General features: G+C 62.4%; 20 protein-coding genes and 3 tRNA genes. 15 read left to right on the forward strand and 8 right to left on the reverse strand.

Going from position 1 to position 17,548, the window contains the following annotated elements; genetic code table 11:
- Nucleotides 1-2 precede the first annotated feature (2 nt).
- The gene (locus tag G0P99_RS20305; protein WP_164132312.1) at nt 3-554 is read left to right on the forward strand and encodes a TadE/TadG family type IV pilus assembly protein; all 552 of its coding nucleotides are present in this window, start codon (nt 3-5) and stop codon (nt 552-554) included.
- Between the two features lie 3 nt (nt 555-557).
- Here G0P99_RS20305 and G0P99_RS20310 read toward each other — a convergent pair whose 3' ends face one another.
- On the reverse strand, nt 558-1,043 hold the full coding sequence (locus G0P99_RS20310; protein WP_164132313.1) for a hypothetical protein: 486 nt from the start codon (nt 1,041-1,043) through the stop codon (nt 558-560).
- A gap of 97 nt (nt 1,044-1,140) precedes the next feature.
- On the opposite strand from G0P99_RS20310, the gene G0P99_RS20315 reads away from it, so the two are divergent.
- Nucleotides 1,141-2,316, forward strand: coding sequence for a reductive dehalogenase domain-containing protein (locus G0P99_RS20315; protein ID WP_164132314.1), 1,176 nt, complete (start codon nt 1,141-1,143; stop codon nt 2,314-2,316).
- Here the strand turns inward: G0P99_RS20315 and G0P99_RS20320 are convergent.
- Both G0P99_RS20320 and G0P99_RS24965 read right to left on the reverse strand, forming a co-directional pair.
- Nucleotides 2,313-3,734, reverse strand: a complete 1,422-nt coding sequence (locus tag G0P99_RS20320; RefSeq protein ID WP_164132315.1) for a GMC oxidoreductase — start codon at nt 3,732-3,734, stop codon at nt 2,313-2,315. The two genes, G0P99_RS20315 and G0P99_RS20320, sit on opposite strands and share 4 nt — an antisense overlap.
- Nucleotides 3,734-3,859 (reverse strand): hypothetical protein, encoded by a 126-nt coding sequence (locus G0P99_RS24965; protein ID WP_255455803.1) that lies wholly within the window; start codon nt 3,857-3,859, stop codon nt 3,734-3,736. Before G0P99_RS24965 ends, G0P99_RS20320 begins: the two co-directional genes overlap by 1 nt.
- 251 nt (nt 3,860-4,110) lie before the next feature.
- Between G0P99_RS24965 and G0P99_RS20325 the strand changes: the two genes are divergently transcribed.
- Nucleotides 4,111-5,022 (forward strand): pirin family protein, encoded by a 912-nt coding sequence (locus G0P99_RS20325; RefSeq protein WP_164132316.1) that lies wholly within the window; start codon nt 4,111-4,113, stop codon nt 5,020-5,022.
- A gap of 24 nt (nt 5,023-5,046) precedes the next feature.
- Here G0P99_RS20325 and G0P99_RS20330 read toward each other — a convergent pair whose 3' ends face one another.
- Nucleotides 5,047-5,631, reverse strand: a complete 585-nt coding sequence (locus tag G0P99_RS20330; protein WP_164132317.1) for a TetR/AcrR family transcriptional regulator — start codon at nt 5,629-5,631, stop codon at nt 5,047-5,049.
- A gap of 102 nt (nt 5,632-5,733) precedes the next feature.
- Here G0P99_RS20330 and G0P99_RS20335 point away from each other — a divergent pair, with 102 nt between their 5' ends.
- The 6 genes from G0P99_RS20335 to G0P99_RS20360 all read left to right on the forward strand — a co-directional run bounded on the left by G0P99_RS20335 (nt 5,734) and on the right by G0P99_RS20360 (nt 10,715).
- Nucleotides 5,734-6,018: a hypothetical protein gene (locus G0P99_RS20335; protein WP_164132318.1), complete on the forward strand. Its 285-nt coding sequence runs from the start codon at nt 5,734-5,736 to the stop codon at nt 6,016-6,018.
- A gap of 103 nt (nt 6,019-6,121) precedes the next feature.
- Nucleotides 6,122-7,408: a homoserine dehydrogenase gene (locus G0P99_RS20340; RefSeq protein ID WP_164132319.1), complete on the forward strand. Its 1,287-nt coding sequence runs from the start codon at nt 6,122-6,124 to the stop codon at nt 7,406-7,408.
- Between the two features lie 90 nt (nt 7,409-7,498).
- On the forward strand, nt 7,499-8,461 hold the full coding sequence (gene glpX, locus G0P99_RS20345; RefSeq protein ID WP_164132320.1) for a class II fructose-bisphosphatase: 963 nt from the start codon (nt 7,499-7,501) through the stop codon (nt 8,459-8,461).
- Between the two features lie 108 nt (nt 8,462-8,569).
- Nucleotides 8,570-10,309, forward strand: coding sequence for a single-stranded-DNA-specific exonuclease RecJ (gene recJ, locus G0P99_RS20350; RefSeq protein ID WP_164132321.1), 1,740 nt, complete (start codon nt 8,570-8,572; stop codon nt 10,307-10,309).
- Between the two features lie 111 nt (nt 10,310-10,420).
- Nucleotides 10,421-10,495, forward strand: a tRNA-Glu gene (locus G0P99_RS20355).
- Between the two features lie 145 nt (nt 10,496-10,640).
- Nucleotides 10,641-10,715 (forward strand) — tRNA-Glu (locus G0P99_RS20360).
- 205 nt (nt 10,716-10,920) lie between these two features.
- Here the strand turns inward: G0P99_RS20360 and G0P99_RS20365 are convergent.
- Nucleotides 10,921-10,997 (reverse strand) — tRNA-His (locus tag G0P99_RS20365).
- Between the two features lie 46 nt (nt 10,998-11,043).
- Nucleotides 11,044-11,526 (reverse strand): GNAT family N-acetyltransferase, encoded by a 483-nt coding sequence (locus G0P99_RS20370; protein ID WP_164132322.1) that lies wholly within the window; start codon nt 11,524-11,526, stop codon nt 11,044-11,046.
- Nucleotides 11,527-11,604: 78 nt separating this feature from the next.
- On the opposite strand from G0P99_RS20370, the gene G0P99_RS20375 reads away from it, so the two are divergent.
- Entirely contained in the window at nt 11,605-11,796 is a 192-nt protein-coding gene (locus tag G0P99_RS20375; protein WP_164132323.1) for a DUF6324 family protein, read from the forward strand.
- Between the two features lie 9 nt (nt 11,797-11,805).
- Here the strand turns inward: G0P99_RS20375 and G0P99_RS20380 are convergent, their stop codons facing one another.
- Nucleotides 11,806-12,258, reverse strand: a complete 453-nt coding sequence (locus G0P99_RS20380; protein ID WP_164132324.1) for an MmcB family DNA repair protein — start codon at nt 12,256-12,258, stop codon at nt 11,806-11,808.
- A 458-nt stretch (nt 12,259-12,716) separates the two neighbouring features.
- Between G0P99_RS20380 and G0P99_RS25115 the strand changes: the two genes are divergently transcribed.
- From G0P99_RS25115 to G0P99_RS20405, 5 genes are all read left to right on the forward strand, one after another.
- Nucleotides 12,717-13,070, forward strand: coding sequence for a calcium-binding protein (locus G0P99_RS25115; protein ID WP_164132325.1), 354 nt, complete (start codon nt 12,717-12,719; stop codon nt 13,068-13,070).
- The gene (locus G0P99_RS20390) at nt 13,016-13,237 is read left to right on the forward strand and encodes a hypothetical protein (protein WP_164132281.1); all 222 of its coding nucleotides are present in this window, start codon (nt 13,016-13,018) and stop codon (nt 13,235-13,237) included. The genes G0P99_RS25115 and G0P99_RS20390 overlap by 55 nt, the downstream gene beginning before the upstream one ends.
- A 230-nt stretch (nt 13,238-13,467) precedes the next feature.
- Nucleotides 13,468-15,126 (forward strand): cytochrome c oxidase subunit I, encoded by a 1,659-nt coding sequence (gene ctaD, locus G0P99_RS20395; RefSeq protein WP_164132326.1) that lies wholly within the window; start codon nt 13,468-13,470, stop codon nt 15,124-15,126.
- A gap of 412 nt (nt 15,127-15,538) precedes the next feature.
- Nucleotides 15,539-16,018 (forward strand): DUF2244 domain-containing protein, encoded by a 480-nt coding sequence (locus G0P99_RS20400; RefSeq protein WP_164132327.1) that lies wholly within the window; start codon nt 15,539-15,541, stop codon nt 16,016-16,018.
- Between the two features lie 190 nt (nt 16,019-16,208).
- On the forward strand, nt 16,209-16,961 hold the full coding sequence (locus G0P99_RS20405; protein WP_164132328.1) for a prephenate dehydrogenase: 753 nt from the start codon (nt 16,209-16,211) through the stop codon (nt 16,959-16,961).
- 46 nt (nt 16,962-17,007) lie between these two features.
- Here G0P99_RS20405 and G0P99_RS20410 read toward each other — a convergent pair whose 3' ends face one another.
- Nucleotides 17,008-17,487 (reverse strand): GatB/YqeY domain-containing protein, encoded by a 480-nt coding sequence (locus tag G0P99_RS20410; RefSeq protein ID WP_164132329.1) that lies wholly within the window; start codon nt 17,485-17,487, stop codon nt 17,008-17,010.
- Nucleotides 17,488-17,548 lie beyond the last annotated feature (61 nt).

Raw genomic sequence — 17,548 nt, forward strand, 5'->3', positions numbered from 1 at the left:
CCATGTTGATAAATCGCATCAAGAAAAGGCTGGCGCAGTTCCGGTCGAACGAAGAAGGGTCCATTGCCGTCGAAGCGCTGTTGACAGTGCCGATCCTGTTCTGGACGTTGATGATGGGCTACACGTATTTCGATGGTTATCGCGAAGCGGCCTCGAACGTGAAAGCCGCCTATACGATCGGCGACCTGATCTCGCGCGAGACGCGGACGATCGACGACAACTACATCGACTCGATGGTCCAGCTTTACGCCCGCATGGTCGGCACACCCAACAATCTGCAAATGCGGATCTCGCTGCTGCGCTATGACAAGAAGCGCGACAGGCACCGGGTGCGCTGGTCCGCCAACCGCGGCTTTCCCACCAGCCTGAGCAATGCAAACGTGGCCGAAGTCAGCCCGAAACTGCCACCCATGTCGGATCAGGACACTCTGATCCTTGTCGAGACCCGGAACACCTATCATGCACCTTTCAAGGTCGGTCTGGACGATACGGTGATGGAAAGCTTCATCTTTACGCGGCCGCGTTTCACCAACGAGATCGCCGGCAGCGTCTGACGCTCAGCGCAACAGGGTTCCATCGCGTTCCGCCATCATGGCCGAGATCATCTCGGCCATGAATTTCGTCTGGGACCCGGGCGTGACCCCACCGACGCCGATGCGGCGGCCGAGCCGCCACCAAAGACCGGGGCGCCAGGTGCGCGCGGCGGGTGTCCGCGTACGGATCAGAAACCCGTTGGACGGCTTGAAGGCAAACGCTCCGCGCTCGATCTGTTCGATATCCTCGATCCGGGCGATCACTTCGCCACTGCCGGTGCGCAATTCGCTGTCGGTCAGTTCAACCCGCCCCGCCGTCGCGGCATACATGCTTTGCGCCATCCAAAGCGAGGCCGCGCCCAGCGCGATCAGGAACACCTGCCACATCAGCGGCGGCGGCGTCATCAGCGCCACGTAGATCAGCAGTCCCCCCAGCGCGACAAGCATCACCAGGGCCAGCCACCGCCGCGGCGCCGAAGCCTCTACAACCGCCAGTACGTCGTCCTGCATGTTCCGATCCTTTTCTGTTCTGCCTCCCATATCCGATCGCAGGCGGCCGGAACAGACCCATTGCCCTACCCACAAACCCCGAGTTAGCGTGCCGGTCATGAGTTATCCAGCCAACCGCCCCGACCCTAGACGGCCAGAAGACGCCGCCGCCGGCATCGATGTGACCGAAGATTTCGAGCGCTTCTCGCAGCGCAATGACGTGTTCACCCGTGCCATGTGGGACGACCGGGTTAAATCTAGACAGACACAGGCCTTTTTCGCGTCCTACCGGATGGAGGCGACCCCGCGCCGCGGCGACGGGTTCTCTCAGCGCGATTTCGCGCTGCGCAACGCATCCTGGCTGATCTCGGACGTGATGACCAACCGGCACGCGGCAGACGGCCGGCGCGAAGGGTTCCAGGCCCCGATCAGCAATGACACGCCGGTTGCGCCGCAACAGATCGACATCGACGACCCTGCCCGCATGAGCACCGAGATCAAGCGTATCGCGCGGTTCTTCGGCGCCGACCTGTGCGGCATCACCGGGATGGACGAGCGCTGGCTCTATACCGCGCGGGTCGATGTGCGCGACATGACCGAGGCGCCGCTGGGCCTGCCCGAGGGCATGACCTCGGTGATCGTTCTGGGCCACGAGATGGAGGCCGACCTTGTCGCCACCTACCCTTCGGCCCTGGCCGGGGCGGCGACGGGGCGCGAATACAGCCACGAGGCGGCGGTGGTGATGCAACTGGCCGCCTATGTCCGCAACCTGGGCTACGAGGCGACGGCCTCGATGAACGATACCGGGCTTGTCATTCCTTATGCCATCCAGGCCGGATTGGGCGAATATGCCCGCAACCAGATGGTGATCACGCCACAATTCGGCCCGCGGCTGCGGTTTTCCAAGATCTTCACCAACCTGCCACTGGCCCATGACGTTGCCCGCCCTCTGGGCGTGCGCGCCTTTTGCGACATCTGCACCAGATGCGCCGATGCCTGCCCGGTCAAGGCCCTGCCCTATGGCCCGCCCTCGACCGAGACCGCCAATGTCTCGGCTATACGGGGTGTGCGCAAATGGACCTCGGACGCCGAGAAATGCTTCTCGTTCTGGGCGAAACTATCGTCGGACTGCGCCATCTGCATGCGCGTCTGCCCCTTCAACCGCGACTATTCCAAACGCCGGCACCGGCTGTGGTTGAAACTGGCGCTGTCGCCTCTGCGCAAATTGGCCTTGCGGTTCGCCAGGACGCACGGGGCGCGAACAAAACCGGCGGATTGGTGGGCAAACGGCTAGACAACCTTCCCAAGGTGATCGGCGAGACGCAGCGCGAATTGAACAATCGCCAAGGTCGGGTTGTTGTAACCTGCCGTGGTGTACAGGGATGATCCTGCCACATAAAGGTTCTCGGCACCAAACACCTTGCAGTTGCCGTCAACCACCCCGTAACGCGGAGTGGACGACATGCGCGTTCCACCCATGTGGTGATACCCGGCCAGAACATCGTCGTCAGGGTATTCGTCCCCCTGATAGACCCAATCGCGCAACTGGAGCCGGCCCAGGTTCTCCCTCAGCATGAAGGCGTTGAACTGCTGGGTCGAGGCCAGCATGGTTTCTCGGTCAATCCGTGCCTTGCGCCAATGCAGTTCCGACTGCGGAACTCCGAAACGGTCTACGGCGCGGTCAGACAGCGCCACCCTGTTTTCACGATTTGGCGCCTGTTCCCAGGCGGCGTGAAACCGATAGGAACAAATCAGCTTCTTGCCCGCCAGATCCGCCGCCCAGGCCCCAATTCCCGGGGCCACACACAGCAAATCCTTGATCAACCTCTTCGTCGTGCTGTCACCTTGTTCTTCGACAACAACACCGCAACCCAAGATGCCCAGGGACTTCTGCATTTTTTCGGTCAGCGCAAAATACAGATTGGCTTGGTCCCAGGACTTGATCAGCGCCTCGCCGATTGTGAAATGGGGGTGTTCCATCCAGTATCGGCCGATTGGCAGATCGCGGTCGAAAAAGCGGGCGCCATGTCGGCGTTCCATCCACAAGAGCTGCCGGGAATTGTCTATCCCGCCCATGGCGAACACCACGGCACTGGCGCGGAGTTCAAGCTCCTGATCGGCATAGTTCCTGAATTTTACAGATCGCACCCGCCTGTCCGCGCCGATCAGGTCGGTGAAATTGCAGTTCAGGAATAGTTCGATGTTCTTCGATCTTTCGATCTCGTCCTGGAACTTCTCCCCGAACCGGACCGGGGGTGAATATTTGAAATCCACCTGGCGCAAGCCAAGCTCTTCGTCCACCAGCCGGTCCTGATAGTCGGAACTGATCTCAACGATATCGCAGGCCTCGGGCAGATAGGGCAGAATGTCGTCATGCGTGATGGGCCACCGAAAGTCGTCACCCAGATATCCCCGGTTGAAATCTACCGGTTCAAATGATCGGCAGTACCCGCCCCAATGATTGGTTGAACCGCCGAAATACCGCAACCGCGCAATGTCCAGATCAAAGTAAGGATCACCGAATGTATGCCCGGCATAGATTTCTTGCGACTCGTCCTCGTAATCCAGCCCGCCGCCTTCGCACAACGCCACGCGCTTGCCCGCGCGCCCCAAACGCAGGGCCAGAGCTATTCCGGCCGCCCCCGCACCGAGAATGCAGACGTCATACTGCCGCTCCGACACAATCGGACTTTTGGCAAAATCGAACAACATCAGACATCCTCGTCCTTGAGGAGCCAACCGTTCTTGATCCGTTGCGGAAAATAGCGCCGGAACAGCGGGACATGGCCCAGCGAAAGCGCCAGAAAGCCCGCGATGGAAAAAAAGCGTCGGTTCATCAATCGTTCTCCTTAACCACCTCAATCAATAACAGATCATCGCAAAACAGGCATGTCCTGACCCTCTTTCGGGGCAGAAACAGAGACAATGGCCTGTTTTGATCCAAATTGTAACATTATCCGCGAGGGCGACCCCGAGCGTCAAACCGACTTTGTTCATTCTTGCACAGGGTCCGTGTCGTTTCACCGGTTTGTTCGGAGGCAACCGCGTCCTATGTTTGCTGAAACATCAACCTGACAGGGGTTTGACCATGTCCATCCGACCGATCCTCGAAACCCGCCGCGCCACGCCAGCACTCGAAGGCGCGGGCGTCAAGTTGCACCGGGCGTTCGGGTTCCAGGACCCCACGGAACTCGACCCGTTCCTGCTGTTTGACGATTTCCGCAATGAGTACCCACAGGACTATCTGCGCGGTTTCCCATGGCACCCGCATCGCGGCATCGAGACCATCACCTATGTGCTGTCGGGCACCGTCGATCACGGCGACTCGCTGGGCAATACCGGCACCTTGGGTGCCGGCGACGTGCAATGGATGACGGCCGGGTCAGGTATCCTGCATCAGGAAATGCCCAAGGGGAACGCGCAGGGCCAGATGCACGGCTTCCAGCTCTGGGGTAACCTGCCGGCAGCACAGAAGATGACCGCACCCCGCTATCAGGACGTGCGCGGCACCGAGATCCCCGAGATCATCGACGACGACGGCACCCGGGTGAAAGTCATCGTGGGCTCATTCTGGGGCAAGACCGGCCCGGTGGATGGGATCGCCGCCGATCCGCAATACCTCGACATCTTCGTTCCGGCGGGGGTCCGAAAGACGTTCCAGATCGACACCTACCGCCGCGCCTTTGCCTATGTGTTCGAGGGGGCGGCCGCCTTTGCTGATGCCTCGACCCCCACGGGCGTGTTGTTGGAAAAGGAGGTCGCGGGGCAAGAGGTCAACATTCGTGACCTGTCCGGCAACCGCACCCTGATCCGGTTCGGAACGGGTGACGAGGTGACGGTACAGGCCGGGCCAGACGGGGTGCGCTTTCTGCTGATCTCGGGTGCACCGATCGCCGAACCCGTCGCCTGGCACGGGCCGATCGTGATGAACACTCAAGAAGAGCTGATGCAGGCGATGCGCGACCTGCGCAATGGAACGTTCATCCGCCCCGCACACTGAGACCCACGCCGCGTGACCTGACGGTTACGCGGCAACCGCCTTGCGCACCATGTCCCAGTAGATGCCCTCAACCTGATCCAACGACAGGCGCCCGCCCGCGCGGTACCAGGTATTGACCCCGTTCAGCATCGCAATCACTGCCAAGGTTGCGATCTTTGTATCTGGCACCTCGAAAAGCCTCTCGGACACCCCTGCCCGCAGAATCGCTTCCAGATCATCCTCGTACCGCTTGCGCAGCGCCTCAATGGTGGCGAAATTCTCGGGCGTCAGGTTGCGCAGTTCCATATAGGCGATGAATACCTCGTCGGGCCGATCCAGATGGAACCGGATGTGAAAGCCGACGAAATCGCGCAACCGGGTCATCGCATCACCACTTGCCCGATCCACCCGGGCACCCAGCAATTCATCCATGTGACGATGCATCAGACCGAAAAGCAGGCTCTGCTTGTCCGGCGTGTAATTATAGAGCGCACCCGCCTGCACCCCCACCTCCCCGGCGATCTGGCGCATCGAGACGGCGGCAAACCCGTGCCGCGCAAACAGCCTGAGCGCCGCGTCCTGGATGCGCGGGCCGGTGATATCGGAATGAGAGCCTTGGGTACGTGCCATGATGCCACGCTATCTGAACATATGTTCAGATAAAAGCCCCACTTGCGCCAACTCCCTGAAAGCGCGACAAGGGCTTAGAAAACAGCAACTCCCGCCGACCGTATGCTCCGCCTCTGCCTCATCTCGCTCTTTCTGATCACGGCCTGCACCCAGGTTCCGGAGCTGGATGAGCGTATCGGACCGGAGTTGCAGGGAAAACCCTTTCCCAAGCTGGTTCCCCTAGAGCAAACGCTGGGCCCGCCCGCCGACCCCGAGGATGAAGCGAAGAAGCTGGCCGCAAACCTCGACGGCCGGCGCGCCGCGCTGGAGGCAAAGGCGCAGCGTCTGCGGCAAGCCGTGCACGACGAGGGCGAAGACACGGATGTGAACGAAACCATCACCGAATAGCGGTGCCACACGTTGCACGGACCCGCCGATCCGGCTAAGGCACGCAATCAGGGTGGCGGCCGGACACGGGCCGCGCCGAGGATGAGCAGAAAGGACTGACAAGATGAAACCGGCATTGCGGCTCGGAATTGCGGGATTGGGAACCGTGGGCGTCGGCGTCGTTCGCATCATCCGTCGGCATGCCGACCTGCTGGAGGCTCGCACCGGCCGCCGTATCGAGATCGTGGCCGTATCGGCCCGCGATGCGGCAAAGGACCGGGGTGTGAACCTGAAATCCTATGCCTGGGAAACCGATCCGGTGGCGCTGGCCCGCCGGGATGACATCGACGTCTATGTCGAACTGATGGGCGGCGAGAATGGGGCCGCCAAGGCCTCGATCGAGGCCGCGCTGGAAACCGGCAAGGATGTTGTGACCGCCAACAAGGCGCTGCTGGCCATCCACGGACAGGCCCTGGCCGAACAGGCCGAGGCCGCCGGTCGCGTGATCCGGTTCGAGGCCGCCGTCGCCGGCGGCATCCCGGTGATCAAGTCGCTGACCGAGGGGTTGGCCGGAAACCAGATCACCCGCGTGATGGGGGTGATGAACGGCACCTGCAACTATATCCTGACCCGCATGGAATCGCAGCGCAAAGGCTATAACGCGCTGTTCGAGGAATGCGCCCAGCTGGGATATCTGGAGGCCGACCCGAACCTTGATGTGGGCGGCATAGACGCGGCGCACAAACTGGCGCTGCTGGCCTCCATCGCCTTTGGCACCCGGCCGCATTTCGAAGGAATCGACATCGAGGGCATCCAGCGGATCAACCTCGAAGACATCACCTATGCCGCCGACATGGGATATCGCATCAAGCTGCTGGGCGTGGCCCAGCGCACCGGCCGTGGGCTGGAACAGCGCATGCGCCCCTGTCTGGTCCCGGCGGATTCGCCCTTGGGCCAGCTCGAAGGCGGCACCAACATGGTGGTGATCGAGGGCGACGCCGTGGAACAGGTGGTTCTGCGCGGCCCCGGCGCCGGAGAAGGACCGACCGCCAGCGCTGTGCTGGGCGACATCTGCGATATCGCGCGCGGTTTCCGCCTGCCGGTCTTTGGCCAACCAGCGACCACGCTGGCAGATGCCAACAGCGCCCAGTCGAACTCGCCCGCGCCCTACTATCTGCGTCTCTTGCTGCCCGACCGCCCGGGCGCGCTGGCCAAGGTCGCGGCCGCACTGGGCGACGCGGGCGTCAGCATCAACCGGATGCGCCAGACCCATCACGAAAGCGCCGAGGCGCCGGTGGTGATCGTCACTCACAAGACCCAACGCGCTGCAATCGACGCTTCCATCGAAGCCATGGTCAACAGCGGCGTTCTGGCCGCCGAACCGGTCGCCCTGCGGATCGAGGCGGTCTGATCCGCCCGCACATCGTTTTCGCAAACATGCTTGTGGACCCCCGCCGCCCTGCGGTAGAGGGTCAATAAGCCCATCTGCAAGGAATTATTCATGTCCTCCAAGCCCGAATTTCATGACCGCATGCTTTCCCTGGGCCTCGCCCGCGTGGCCGAGCAGGCGGCGCTGGCCTCGGCCTCTCTGATCGGTCGCGGCGACGAGAAGGCCGCTGACCAGGCCGCCGTGAACGCCATGCGCGAACAGTTGAACCTGCTGGATATCGCCGGTGTGGTGGTGATCGGCGAAGGCGAGCGCGACGAGGCGCCGATGCTCTACATCGGCGAGGAAGTGGGAACCGGCAACGGTCCGGGCGTCGATATCGCGCTTGACCCGCTGGAAGGCACCACGCTGACCGCCAAGGACATGCCCAACGCGCTGACCGTGATCGCCATGGGCCCGCGCGGCTCGATGCTGCATGCGCCCGACGTCTATATGGAAAAACTGGCCATCGGCCCGGGCTATGCGGACGGCGTGGTCTCGCTCGACATGTCGCCACGTGAACGCGTTGAGGCGCTGGCCAAGGCCAAGGGCTGCAAGCCGTCGGACATCACCGTCTGTATCCTGGAGCGTCCGCGCCACGAGGCGATGATTGCCGAAGTGCGCCAGACGGGTGCCTCGATCCGGCTGATCACCGATGGCGACGTGGCCGGTGTGATGCATTGCGCCGAGGCCGAGACCACCGGCATCGACATGTACATGGGCTCGGGCGGCGCGCCCGAGGGGGTTCTGGCGGCGGCGGCGCTGAAATGCATGGGTGGCCAGATCTTTGGCCGGCTCCTGTTCCGCAACGATGACGAGCGCGGCCGCGCCGCCAAGGCAGGCATAACCGATCTGGACCGCGTCTATACCCGCGACGAGATGGTGACGCAGGACGTGATCTTTGCTGCCACCGGTGTGACCGGCGGATCGCTCTTGCCGCGCATCAAGCGCGAACCGGGCTGGGTGGAAACCACCACCCTGCTGATGCGGTCCAAGACCGGCTCGGTACGGCGGATGAGCTATCGTACCCCGGTCTGAGCCTTTGGCAGGGGATGCGGCTGGCGCCGCAGCCTCCGGCGGGAGTATTTGGGGCGAAATGAAGGGCCGGATCCGCGCAGGGTCCGGCCTTTGCGCATGAGGTGACGGGTGGCATATCTGGGAGTGGACAGTTCGCTGAGTGGTCGCCGCTGGGTCGGTCCGGATATCGAGACCGAACGCGCGGCCGAGATGATGCGGCAACAGAGCGACCTGCCACAGGCGGTCTGCCAGGTGCTGGCGCGGCGCGGCGTGCCGCTGATGGAGGCGCGCGGCTTTCTCGACCCCAAGCTGAAGGAATTGCTGCCTGATCCCCGGGGCATGAAGGATATGGAGATCGCGGCCGCGCGGTTCCTGGAGGCCGTACGCAAGCGGCAACGGATCGCGGTCTTCGCCGACTATGATGTCGATGGCGGCAGTTCCGCGGCGCTGTTGATCCGGTGGTTGCGCGAGATGGGGCTGATGGCGACGCTCTATGTGCCCGACCGGATCGACGAGGGCTATGGCCCCAACGTGCCTGCGATGCGCGATCTGGCGGCCAACCACGACCTGATCGTCTGTGTCGATTGCGGCACGCTGAGCCACGAGCCGATCGCCGCTGCGCGCGGCGCCGATGTCATCGTGCTGGACCACCATCTGGGGGCTGAGACGCTGCCCGACTGCGTCGCGGTGGTGAACCCCAACCGACAGGATGAAAGCGGCGATCTGGGCTATCTCTGCGCCGCGGGCGTGGTGTTTCTGATGCTGGTCGAGGCCGGGCGGCAAATGCGCGAAGCCGGAGCCGCAGGACCCAACTTGATGGACATGCTCGACCTGGTGGCACTGGCGACGGTGGCCGATGTCGCGCCCCTAATCGGGGCCAACCGGGCGCTTGTGCGTCAGGGGCTGAAGGTCATGGCGCAACGGCGGCATCCTGGATTGGTGGCCCTTGCCGACGTCGCCCGGATGGACACCGCCCCAAACACCTATCACCTCGGGTTTCTTTTGGGCCCCCGGGTAAATGCCGGTGGCCGGATCGGACAGGCCGACCTGGGCGCGCGCCTGCTGAGCACCGATAGCCCGTCCGAGGCCCAGGCGCTGGCCGAACGGCTGGACCAGTTGAACTCGGAACGCCGCGAGATCGAAGAAGCCGTACGCGCCGCCGCGCTGGACCAGGCCGAGACGCGCGGGCTCGATGGGCCGCTGGCCTGGGCCGCTGGCGAGGGCTGGCATCCGGGTGTGGTGGGTATCGTTGCCTCGCGCCTCAAGGAGGCCGCCAACCGCCCCGCCATCGTGATCGGCTTCGACGGCGACGAAGGCAAAGGCTCGGGCCGCTCGGTCTCGGGCGTCGATCTGGGCGCCGCGATCCAGCGATTGGCGTCAGAGAGCCTGCTGGTCAAGGGCGGCGGCCACAGGATGGCGGCAGGCCTGACGGTGATGCGCGACAAGCTGGAGGCGGCCATGACGCGCCTGTCAGACCTGCTGGCGAAACAGGGCGCGGGCCAGGGCGGACCGGCGGATCTGAAACTGGACGGCACCCTGATGCCTGGTGCGGCGACCGTCGATCTGTTGGAACAGATCGAGCAGGCAGGTCCCTTTGGGGCCGGCGCCCCTGCCCCGCGCTATGCCCTGCCCGACCTCCAGATCCGCTTTGCCAAACGAGTCGGCGCCTCGCATCTGAAACTGTCATTGGCCGACGGCATGGGGGGCGGGCTGGACGCGATTCTGTTCGGCGCCTTCGATGGCCCGCTCGGACCCCGGCTGGAAAACCACGGCGGCGCGCGCTTTCATTTCGCCGGGCGACTCGAGGTCAATTCCTGGGGCGGAAGGCAGAGCGTGCAACTGCGGATCGAGGACGCGGCAGAGGCTTGAGGCCTTGAAAACAAGAGGTTTTCCACCCTCTGCAAAAAAGTTCTCCAATGCGTGTTTTTCCGCTTGCGAGGGTCAGTGGGACACCGTAAAAGGCCCTCCACAAGCCAGCGTGGCCCGTTCGTCTATCGGTTAGGACGCCAGGTTTTCAACCTGGAAAGAGGGGTTCGATTCCCCTACGGGCTGCCACATCTCCCCTGCATCGCGACCTTACCGGACCCAAGAAGGGTCAACCAGGGTTTTGATTCAAAACGTTTTCGTTGCAGAGAAAAATCTTCTTCCCCCACTTGCGCCCGCGCACGACTCTCCGTAAAAGCCGCTTCACGCCAAGCACGGCCCGTTCGTCTATCGGTTAGGACGCCAGGTTTTCAACCTGGAAAGAGGGGTTCGATTCCCCTACGGGCTGCCATCTTTCCCGCGGCAATCCTTACCAAATCTTTGTCCAAGTTCGCAGGCCGATCCGACGCTCGATTTGAATCGGGGATGTTTCCCACCCCCGGGAAAGCCTGCAATGATCCTGGCTTCCTCAGCGCATTGCCGAAAATGCATCATGCCAAACAGACGACCAGGGAGCCGGCTTTGCCAGCACACGTGTCGACGAACTATCAGGAGAATGGTACCGCCTCCCTGGCTTGAACAGGGGACCTCTGGATCCACAATCCAGCGCTCTAACCAACTGAGCTAAGGCGGCACCGTGAAGGGCGATGTACCCAACCGGGTTTCAGATTGCAAGAGGGTCAGAGGGTAATTTTCCAGGTTTGCTCGACCAGGTCGACACCAAAGGATCGCACCGGTTTGCTGTCGGTCAGATGCCACCCGGCCGAAGCGTAAAGCGCACAGGCCGCGCGGTGGCTTTCGTGGGTCCAGAGCTGCATGTCGCGGTAACCGGTATCCCGGGCAAACCCCATGCAGGCCTCCAGCAACCGCCGCCCCAGCCCCTTGCCGCGCGCCTCGGGCACCAGCAGGAACAGGCGCAGTTTTGCGGTGGTCTCGTCCAGCCGGACGCAGAAGATACTGCCCAGCCGTTGACCGGCCTCCTCGGCGATCCAGCCCCGTTCGCAGGTCGGATCATGATCCGCGACAAAGGCCTCCAGGATCTCGGCCACCAGCGGCGCGAAACTGTCGTCGAACCCCTCTGCCTCGGCATAGAGGGTGCCGTGCCGTTCAACCAGCCAAGGGGCATCATCGGCCCGAAACGGGCGCAGGGTTACACTGTCCATACACCATCTAACCTTGCAACCGACTTGATTCTCAACCCGCACCGGTCTAGTCGAGCCAGAGCATTCCCGGAGGCACACATGGGCATCAACACCGAACGCGACATCGAGGCGAATCTCCAGATCGGCCCAACCGACGCCGGTATGGTGCGCCTCTTCATCGAGGCAACCGGAATCGAGATCCCGATGGATTTCGACCCCGAAGAAGCCGAAGAAATCGCCGACGAGATCCGTGCGGCGGCCCAGGCTGCCCGGAACATGGGCAAGCGCTGAGGCGAAAGATCAATCGAAAGCGAAGATCCCGTGCCCTTCGGGATCGCGCAGCGCCGACAGTCGGCGCGCCGCATGGGTGGCGAATTTCTGGATCAGCACCTTGCGCCGGGCCGGCGCAACCTTCTGTTCGGGCGCCATGCGCAGGATCTCGGCATCATAGGCATCCGCGATGATCAGCCCCGTATCCGCGGGCAGCAGTTCGGTGGGAAACTCGGCGTCGACCGCCCAGAAATACCGGTCGCACCAATCCAGATACCCCTGCCACTTGGCATCCGTGCGGAAATCGGCGCGGCTGGACTTGCACTCGATCACCCAGATCTCGCCCTTCGGTCCCAACCCCATGACATCGACACGCAGGCCGCGCGCCGGGACAAATTCCTCGATCGAAACGAAGCCATGCGCATTCAAATGCCGCGCCACGCCACGCGCCAGTTTCTGTCCGGGTTGCAGATCGAATACCATGCCCCGAACCGTGAACAATAAGTGAACAAAAATCAAGTCCCGATACCCGTGCCGGAGGTCAGGCTCAAGATGACCTATCATCGAAACAAGGAGGCCAGTTTACCTAAGCGACCGGACGTATTGTTTCCGGGGTGGCGCTTAAATCATTGGGAATCGCACCCGTGCATACAGCCCCGACTCCTTCTGTCACTCCTGAAAAGCGAGGTTGAAAGCCTGCGGTTTGATCGTGTTCCAAAGCGTTGAATGAAAACTCGAACCGGGTTTCCATTCCGCCCGACGCAATCCTTGGGTTTCGCGCAACAATTATCCTCTCGATTTTCAGGTAAAAATATGACTGTGTTCAACGGCACCCCGGGCGATGACAGGATCAGTGTGGCAGAATCCGCCACTCGTTCCGAAAACTACGTTGTCTATGGTTTTGGGGCACAGACACTCTGAACGGCGGTGACGGTAACTACTTGATCTTCGGCGGAACAGGGGCGGACGATCTGCGCGATCTGATCTTCGCGGGGTGTGGTGATGATTCCGTCGACGCAGTCGTCGGGAATGACCTCGTCTACGGGCACGAGGGCAATGATACGATTGCGGGCTGCCTTGGCGCCGACGATTTGCGGGGCCGGGGTGGAAACGACGTCCTCACCGGCTCCGCCTTCTACGACCTTATGTTCGGCGTCGCCGTTACGGACAAGTTCCTTCACATAGGTATCGCAGGGCATGGCTCCGGCTGGGTGCAGGATACACTTCGGCCGATGGCGTCGTGCTGCTCTTCGGCAATGCCTCGGCCAGCCGCGACCAGTTCCAGGTCGATTTAGCTCATACCCGGAACGCCGAGGGCGAACGCGCCGGTGACAAAGATGTGCAAGAGGCGTTTGTGATCTATCGCCCGACAGGACAAATCATGTGGGCCTTGGTGGATGGCGAGGAGCAATCCAGCATCAACCCCCAGATCGGAGCCGGGATAGTGGACCATTTGATCTGATGGCATCGGCTGGCAGACAAAAGCCACCTCGTGGAATAGCCGTGGAAAACGCCCCTTGCCCGCCGCAGCACGCAAAAATCCCGTCCTGATTCAAGGGGGGTGCGGCCATTTATCTTGATCCAGATCAAACTCCGCCATTGATGCGGCACGGCTCACATTCTAAAACCAGCGGGAATCCGTGTAGCCCGGAGTTGTCCGGCTGCGCGTAAAATCTGCAAGGAGGCACCTAAATGGCAGACGCAGCCATTCATGGTCACGGGCATGAGGACAACCGCGGTTTCTTTACCCGCTGGTTCATGTCGACCAACCACAAGGACATCGGGATCCTGTACCTGGTCTTTTCGGCCATCGCCGGTCTGATCTCGGTCCTGATGACCGTCTATATGCGGCTCGAGCTGATGCATCCGGGCGTGCAGTACATGTGCATGGAAGGCTTCATGGCCGACCCCTGCACCCCCAACGGGCACCTCTGGAACGTGATGATCACCTATCACGGCGTCCTGATGATGTTCTTCGTGGTGATCCCGGCGCTGTTCGGCGGCTTTGGCAACTTCTTCATGCCGTTGCAGATCGGTGCGCCGGATATGGCCTTCCCGCGCATGAACAACCTCAGCTTCTGGCTCTATGTCGCCGGGACCTCGCTGGGCGTCGCCTCGCTGCTGTCACCGGGCGGTAACGATCAGCTGGGCTCGGGCGTGGGCTGGGTTCTCTACCCGCCGCTCAGCACCACCGAGGGCGGCATGTCGATGGATCTGGCGATCTTTGCCGTGCACCTGTCGGGCGCCTCCTCGATCCTGGGTGCGATCAACATGATCACCACCTTCCTGAACATGCGCGCCCCGGGCATGACTCTGTTCAAGGTGCCGCTGTTCTCGTGGTCGATCTTTGTCACCTCGTGGCTGATCCTGCTGTCGCTGCCGGTTCTGGCCGGCGCAATCACCATGCTGCTGATGGACCGCAACTTCGGCTTCACCTTCTTTGATCCGGCAGGCGGCGGCGACCCGATCCTGTACCAGCACATCCTGTGGTTCTTTGGCCACCCGGAAGTGTACATCGTGATCCTGCCCGGCTTTGGCATCATCTCTCACGTGATCGCTACCTTCTCGCGCAAGCCGGTGTTCGGCTATCTGCCGATGGTCTGGGCGATCATCGCGATCGGCGCACTGGGCTTTGTCGTGTGGGCACACCACATGTACACGGTCGGCATGTCGCTGAACCAGCAGGCCTATTTCATGCTGGCCACGATGGTCATCGCGGTGCCAACAGGTGTGAAGGTGTTCAGCTGGATCGCCACCATGTGGGGCGGTTCGATCGAGTTCAAGACGCCGATGCTCTTCGCCTTCGGCTTCCTGTTCCTGTTCACCGTCGGTGGTGTGACCGGCGTAGTGCTGAGCCAGGCTTCGCTGGACCGTGCCTATCACGACACCTATTACGTGGTTGCGCACTTCCACTACGTGATGAGCCTGGGTGCCGTATTCGCGATCTTTGCCGGGATGTATTTCTACTTCGGCAAGATGTCGGGCCGCCAGTACCCCGAGTTCTGGGGCAAGGTGCACTTCTGGATGTTCTTCATCGGCGCCAACCTGACCTTCTTCCCCCAGCACTTCCTGGGCCGTCAGGGCATGCCGCGTCGTTACATCGACTATCCCGAGGCCTTCGCCTACTGGAACTACATCTCGTCCTGGGGTGCATTCATCTCGTTCGCCTCGTTCCTGCTGTTCTTCGGTATCGTTTTCTACACGCTGACCCGTGGCGCCCGCGTCACCCAGAACAACTACTGGAACGAATACGCCGACACACTGGAATGGACCCTGCCCTGCCCGCCGCCCGAACATACGTTCGAGACGCTGCCCAAGCAGGAAGACTGGGACAAGAGCCACGCGCACTGAGCGGCCGGCTGACAAGAACAAGGAAAACCCCGCCTCGGCGGGGTTTTCTTTTGCCTCGTCGCCGACGGCCCGGCACCCTTTCGGCGACTCGATCCGTCATCTCATGCTCCGCCCACGAAGGCATGCCTATGGTGACGACTTGCAGGTGATCGGCAACGGACCCGTCGACCATTATCAGGCTAACTTCATCCTGCGTGCGGTTCTTCCCGGCTGATGGCACCGGAAACCACCGGGCTGGAGGAGCCGGCCGAGGAGGATCTGGTACAATCCTGGCCGTGTCTTACGACCGAGTCAGCCTGCTGCCCAACAGCCTATGCGCCCGGATGGAGGCATTTGACCTGCGTCAGTATCACGAGGTCGAGAGGCTTGGCTGAGCACTGGACGCCATCCGCGCACGTGATAGATTTTGCCCATGCCCTATGACTGGAAGCAGCGTGCAGACAGCGCGCAGGAACTGCATCTTTGGCCGCATAATTCGCTGCCTCCGCGCGGGGCGGCCGCGTTCATCCTGACACTCTTCGCCTTTGGCTCGATGCCCCTGATCGCCGTACTCGGGTCCAAGCTCTTGTGGGGGTTGCTGCCGTTTCTGTTGATCTCGGTCGCGGGAGTGTGGTTGGCGATCGAGATGAACTATCGCCAGCGCCGCGTTCTGGAGGTGCTGACGCTCGATCCCGAGCGGGCGCATCTGGTGCGGCACAACCCGCGTGGCCCGGCGCAGGAATGGGACTGCAACCGGTACTGGGCGCGCGCCACGATGCACCCACAGGGTGGTCCGGTGCCGCATTACGTGACCCTCCAGGGCGCCGGGCGCGAAGTCGAGATCGGCGCCTTCCTGTCCGAGGACGAGCGGATCGCGCTCTACGACGATCTGCAACGGGCACTGGCACAGTGATTGACAGGGTCCCCCCGGACCGCTACTCAGCCCTCATGCAACAGACACGCGCCCTCATCAGCACCGTCTATTATCCGCCGCTTCCATAACGGCGGCTGCAATTCCTGTTCAACCGCCGCGATCCGGCGGTCCGAACATTCCACAGCCCAGACCCCATGACCCGGCATCGCGGCCCCCTTCGGAGCCTACCATGTCCTGTCACCTCACCTTCTCCTCAATCGGCCTTCTGGGCTTTGGTGCCTTTGGGCGGCTGATCGCCGCCCACCTTGCCCCGCATCTGCCCTGCCTGGTTCATGATCCTGCTCTGCCGCAAGGGGCCACCCTGCCCTCTGGCGTAACCGCCACCAGCTTCGCGGGAGCTGCCAGTTGCGATCTGGTGATCCTGGCGATGCCGGTCACCGAAATGGCGGCGGCCTGCCGTGCCATCGCACCCCATCTGCGACCCGGCACTGTGGTGGTCGACGTAGGCTCGGTCAAGCTGGCCACGGCCGCCATCATGCAGGCGCATCTGCCCGCACATGTGGGACTGGTGGGCACCCATCCGCTGTTCGGCCCGCAGAGCGCGCGAGACGGCATCGTGGGCCGCAAGATCGCCATCTGCCCGATCCGGGGCAAGGCCCACCTGCCGGTGGCGGCCTTTCTGCGCGCGCGTCTGGGGCTGCAAGTGATCGTCACCACACCCGAGGCGCATGACCGCGAGGCAGCGACGGTTCAGGGGCTGACGCATCTCATCGCGCAGGCACTGGCCCGAATGGGCCCCTTGCCCAGCCGTATGACCACGGCCAGTTTCGATCTGCTGATGCAGGCCACCGAGATGGTCCGCAACGATCCGCCCGGCGTGCTGGCCGCGATCGAATGCGCCAATCCCTTTGCGGCACCGGTACGGGCGGAATTTCAGGCCCTGATCGCGGGGCTGGACCGCTCCTATGCCGGGCCCGATTGAAAAAGGCCCGCGCAAGCGGGCCTTCAACTCTTACCTAATTGCCGGATCAGCAGTTGCCGCTGGCGCAGAGCTGGTCCTTGACCATCGGGCCCACCTTGCCAAAATCCATTTGGCCGGTATAGCGCGACTTCAATTCGCCCATCACCTTGCCCATGTCGCGGATCGACCCCGCACCCGTGGCGGTGATCGCTTCGCGCACCGCTTTTTCGACCTCGCTCTCGTCCAGCTGCTTGGGCAGGAACTCCTCGATCACCGAGATTTCCTCGCGCTCGCGCTCAGCGAGGTCAAGCCGGCCGCCTTCTTCGTAGGCGCGGGCGCTTTCCTGACGCTGTTTGGTCATCTTGCCAAGGATCGCCAGCACTTCGGCATCGCCGCAGCAGGCCCCATCCTCGGCACCGGCACCGCGCACGGCGATATCGCGGTCCTTGATCGCTGCATTGATCAGGCGCAGCGTCGAAAGGCGGGCGGCTTCTTTGTCCTTCATCGCCTGTTTCAACGCCGCATTCACCCGGGTGCGCATGTCCATATGCTGTTCCCATCCCCATGAGATTGCTCAAGTTCCGCAACATAACGAAAGAAAAAGCCCG

The organism is Ruegeria sp. PrR005 (assembly GCF_010500245.1).
Lineage (GTDB): Bacteria > Pseudomonadota > Alphaproteobacteria > Rhodobacterales > Rhodobacteraceae > Ruegeria_B > Ruegeria_B marisflavi.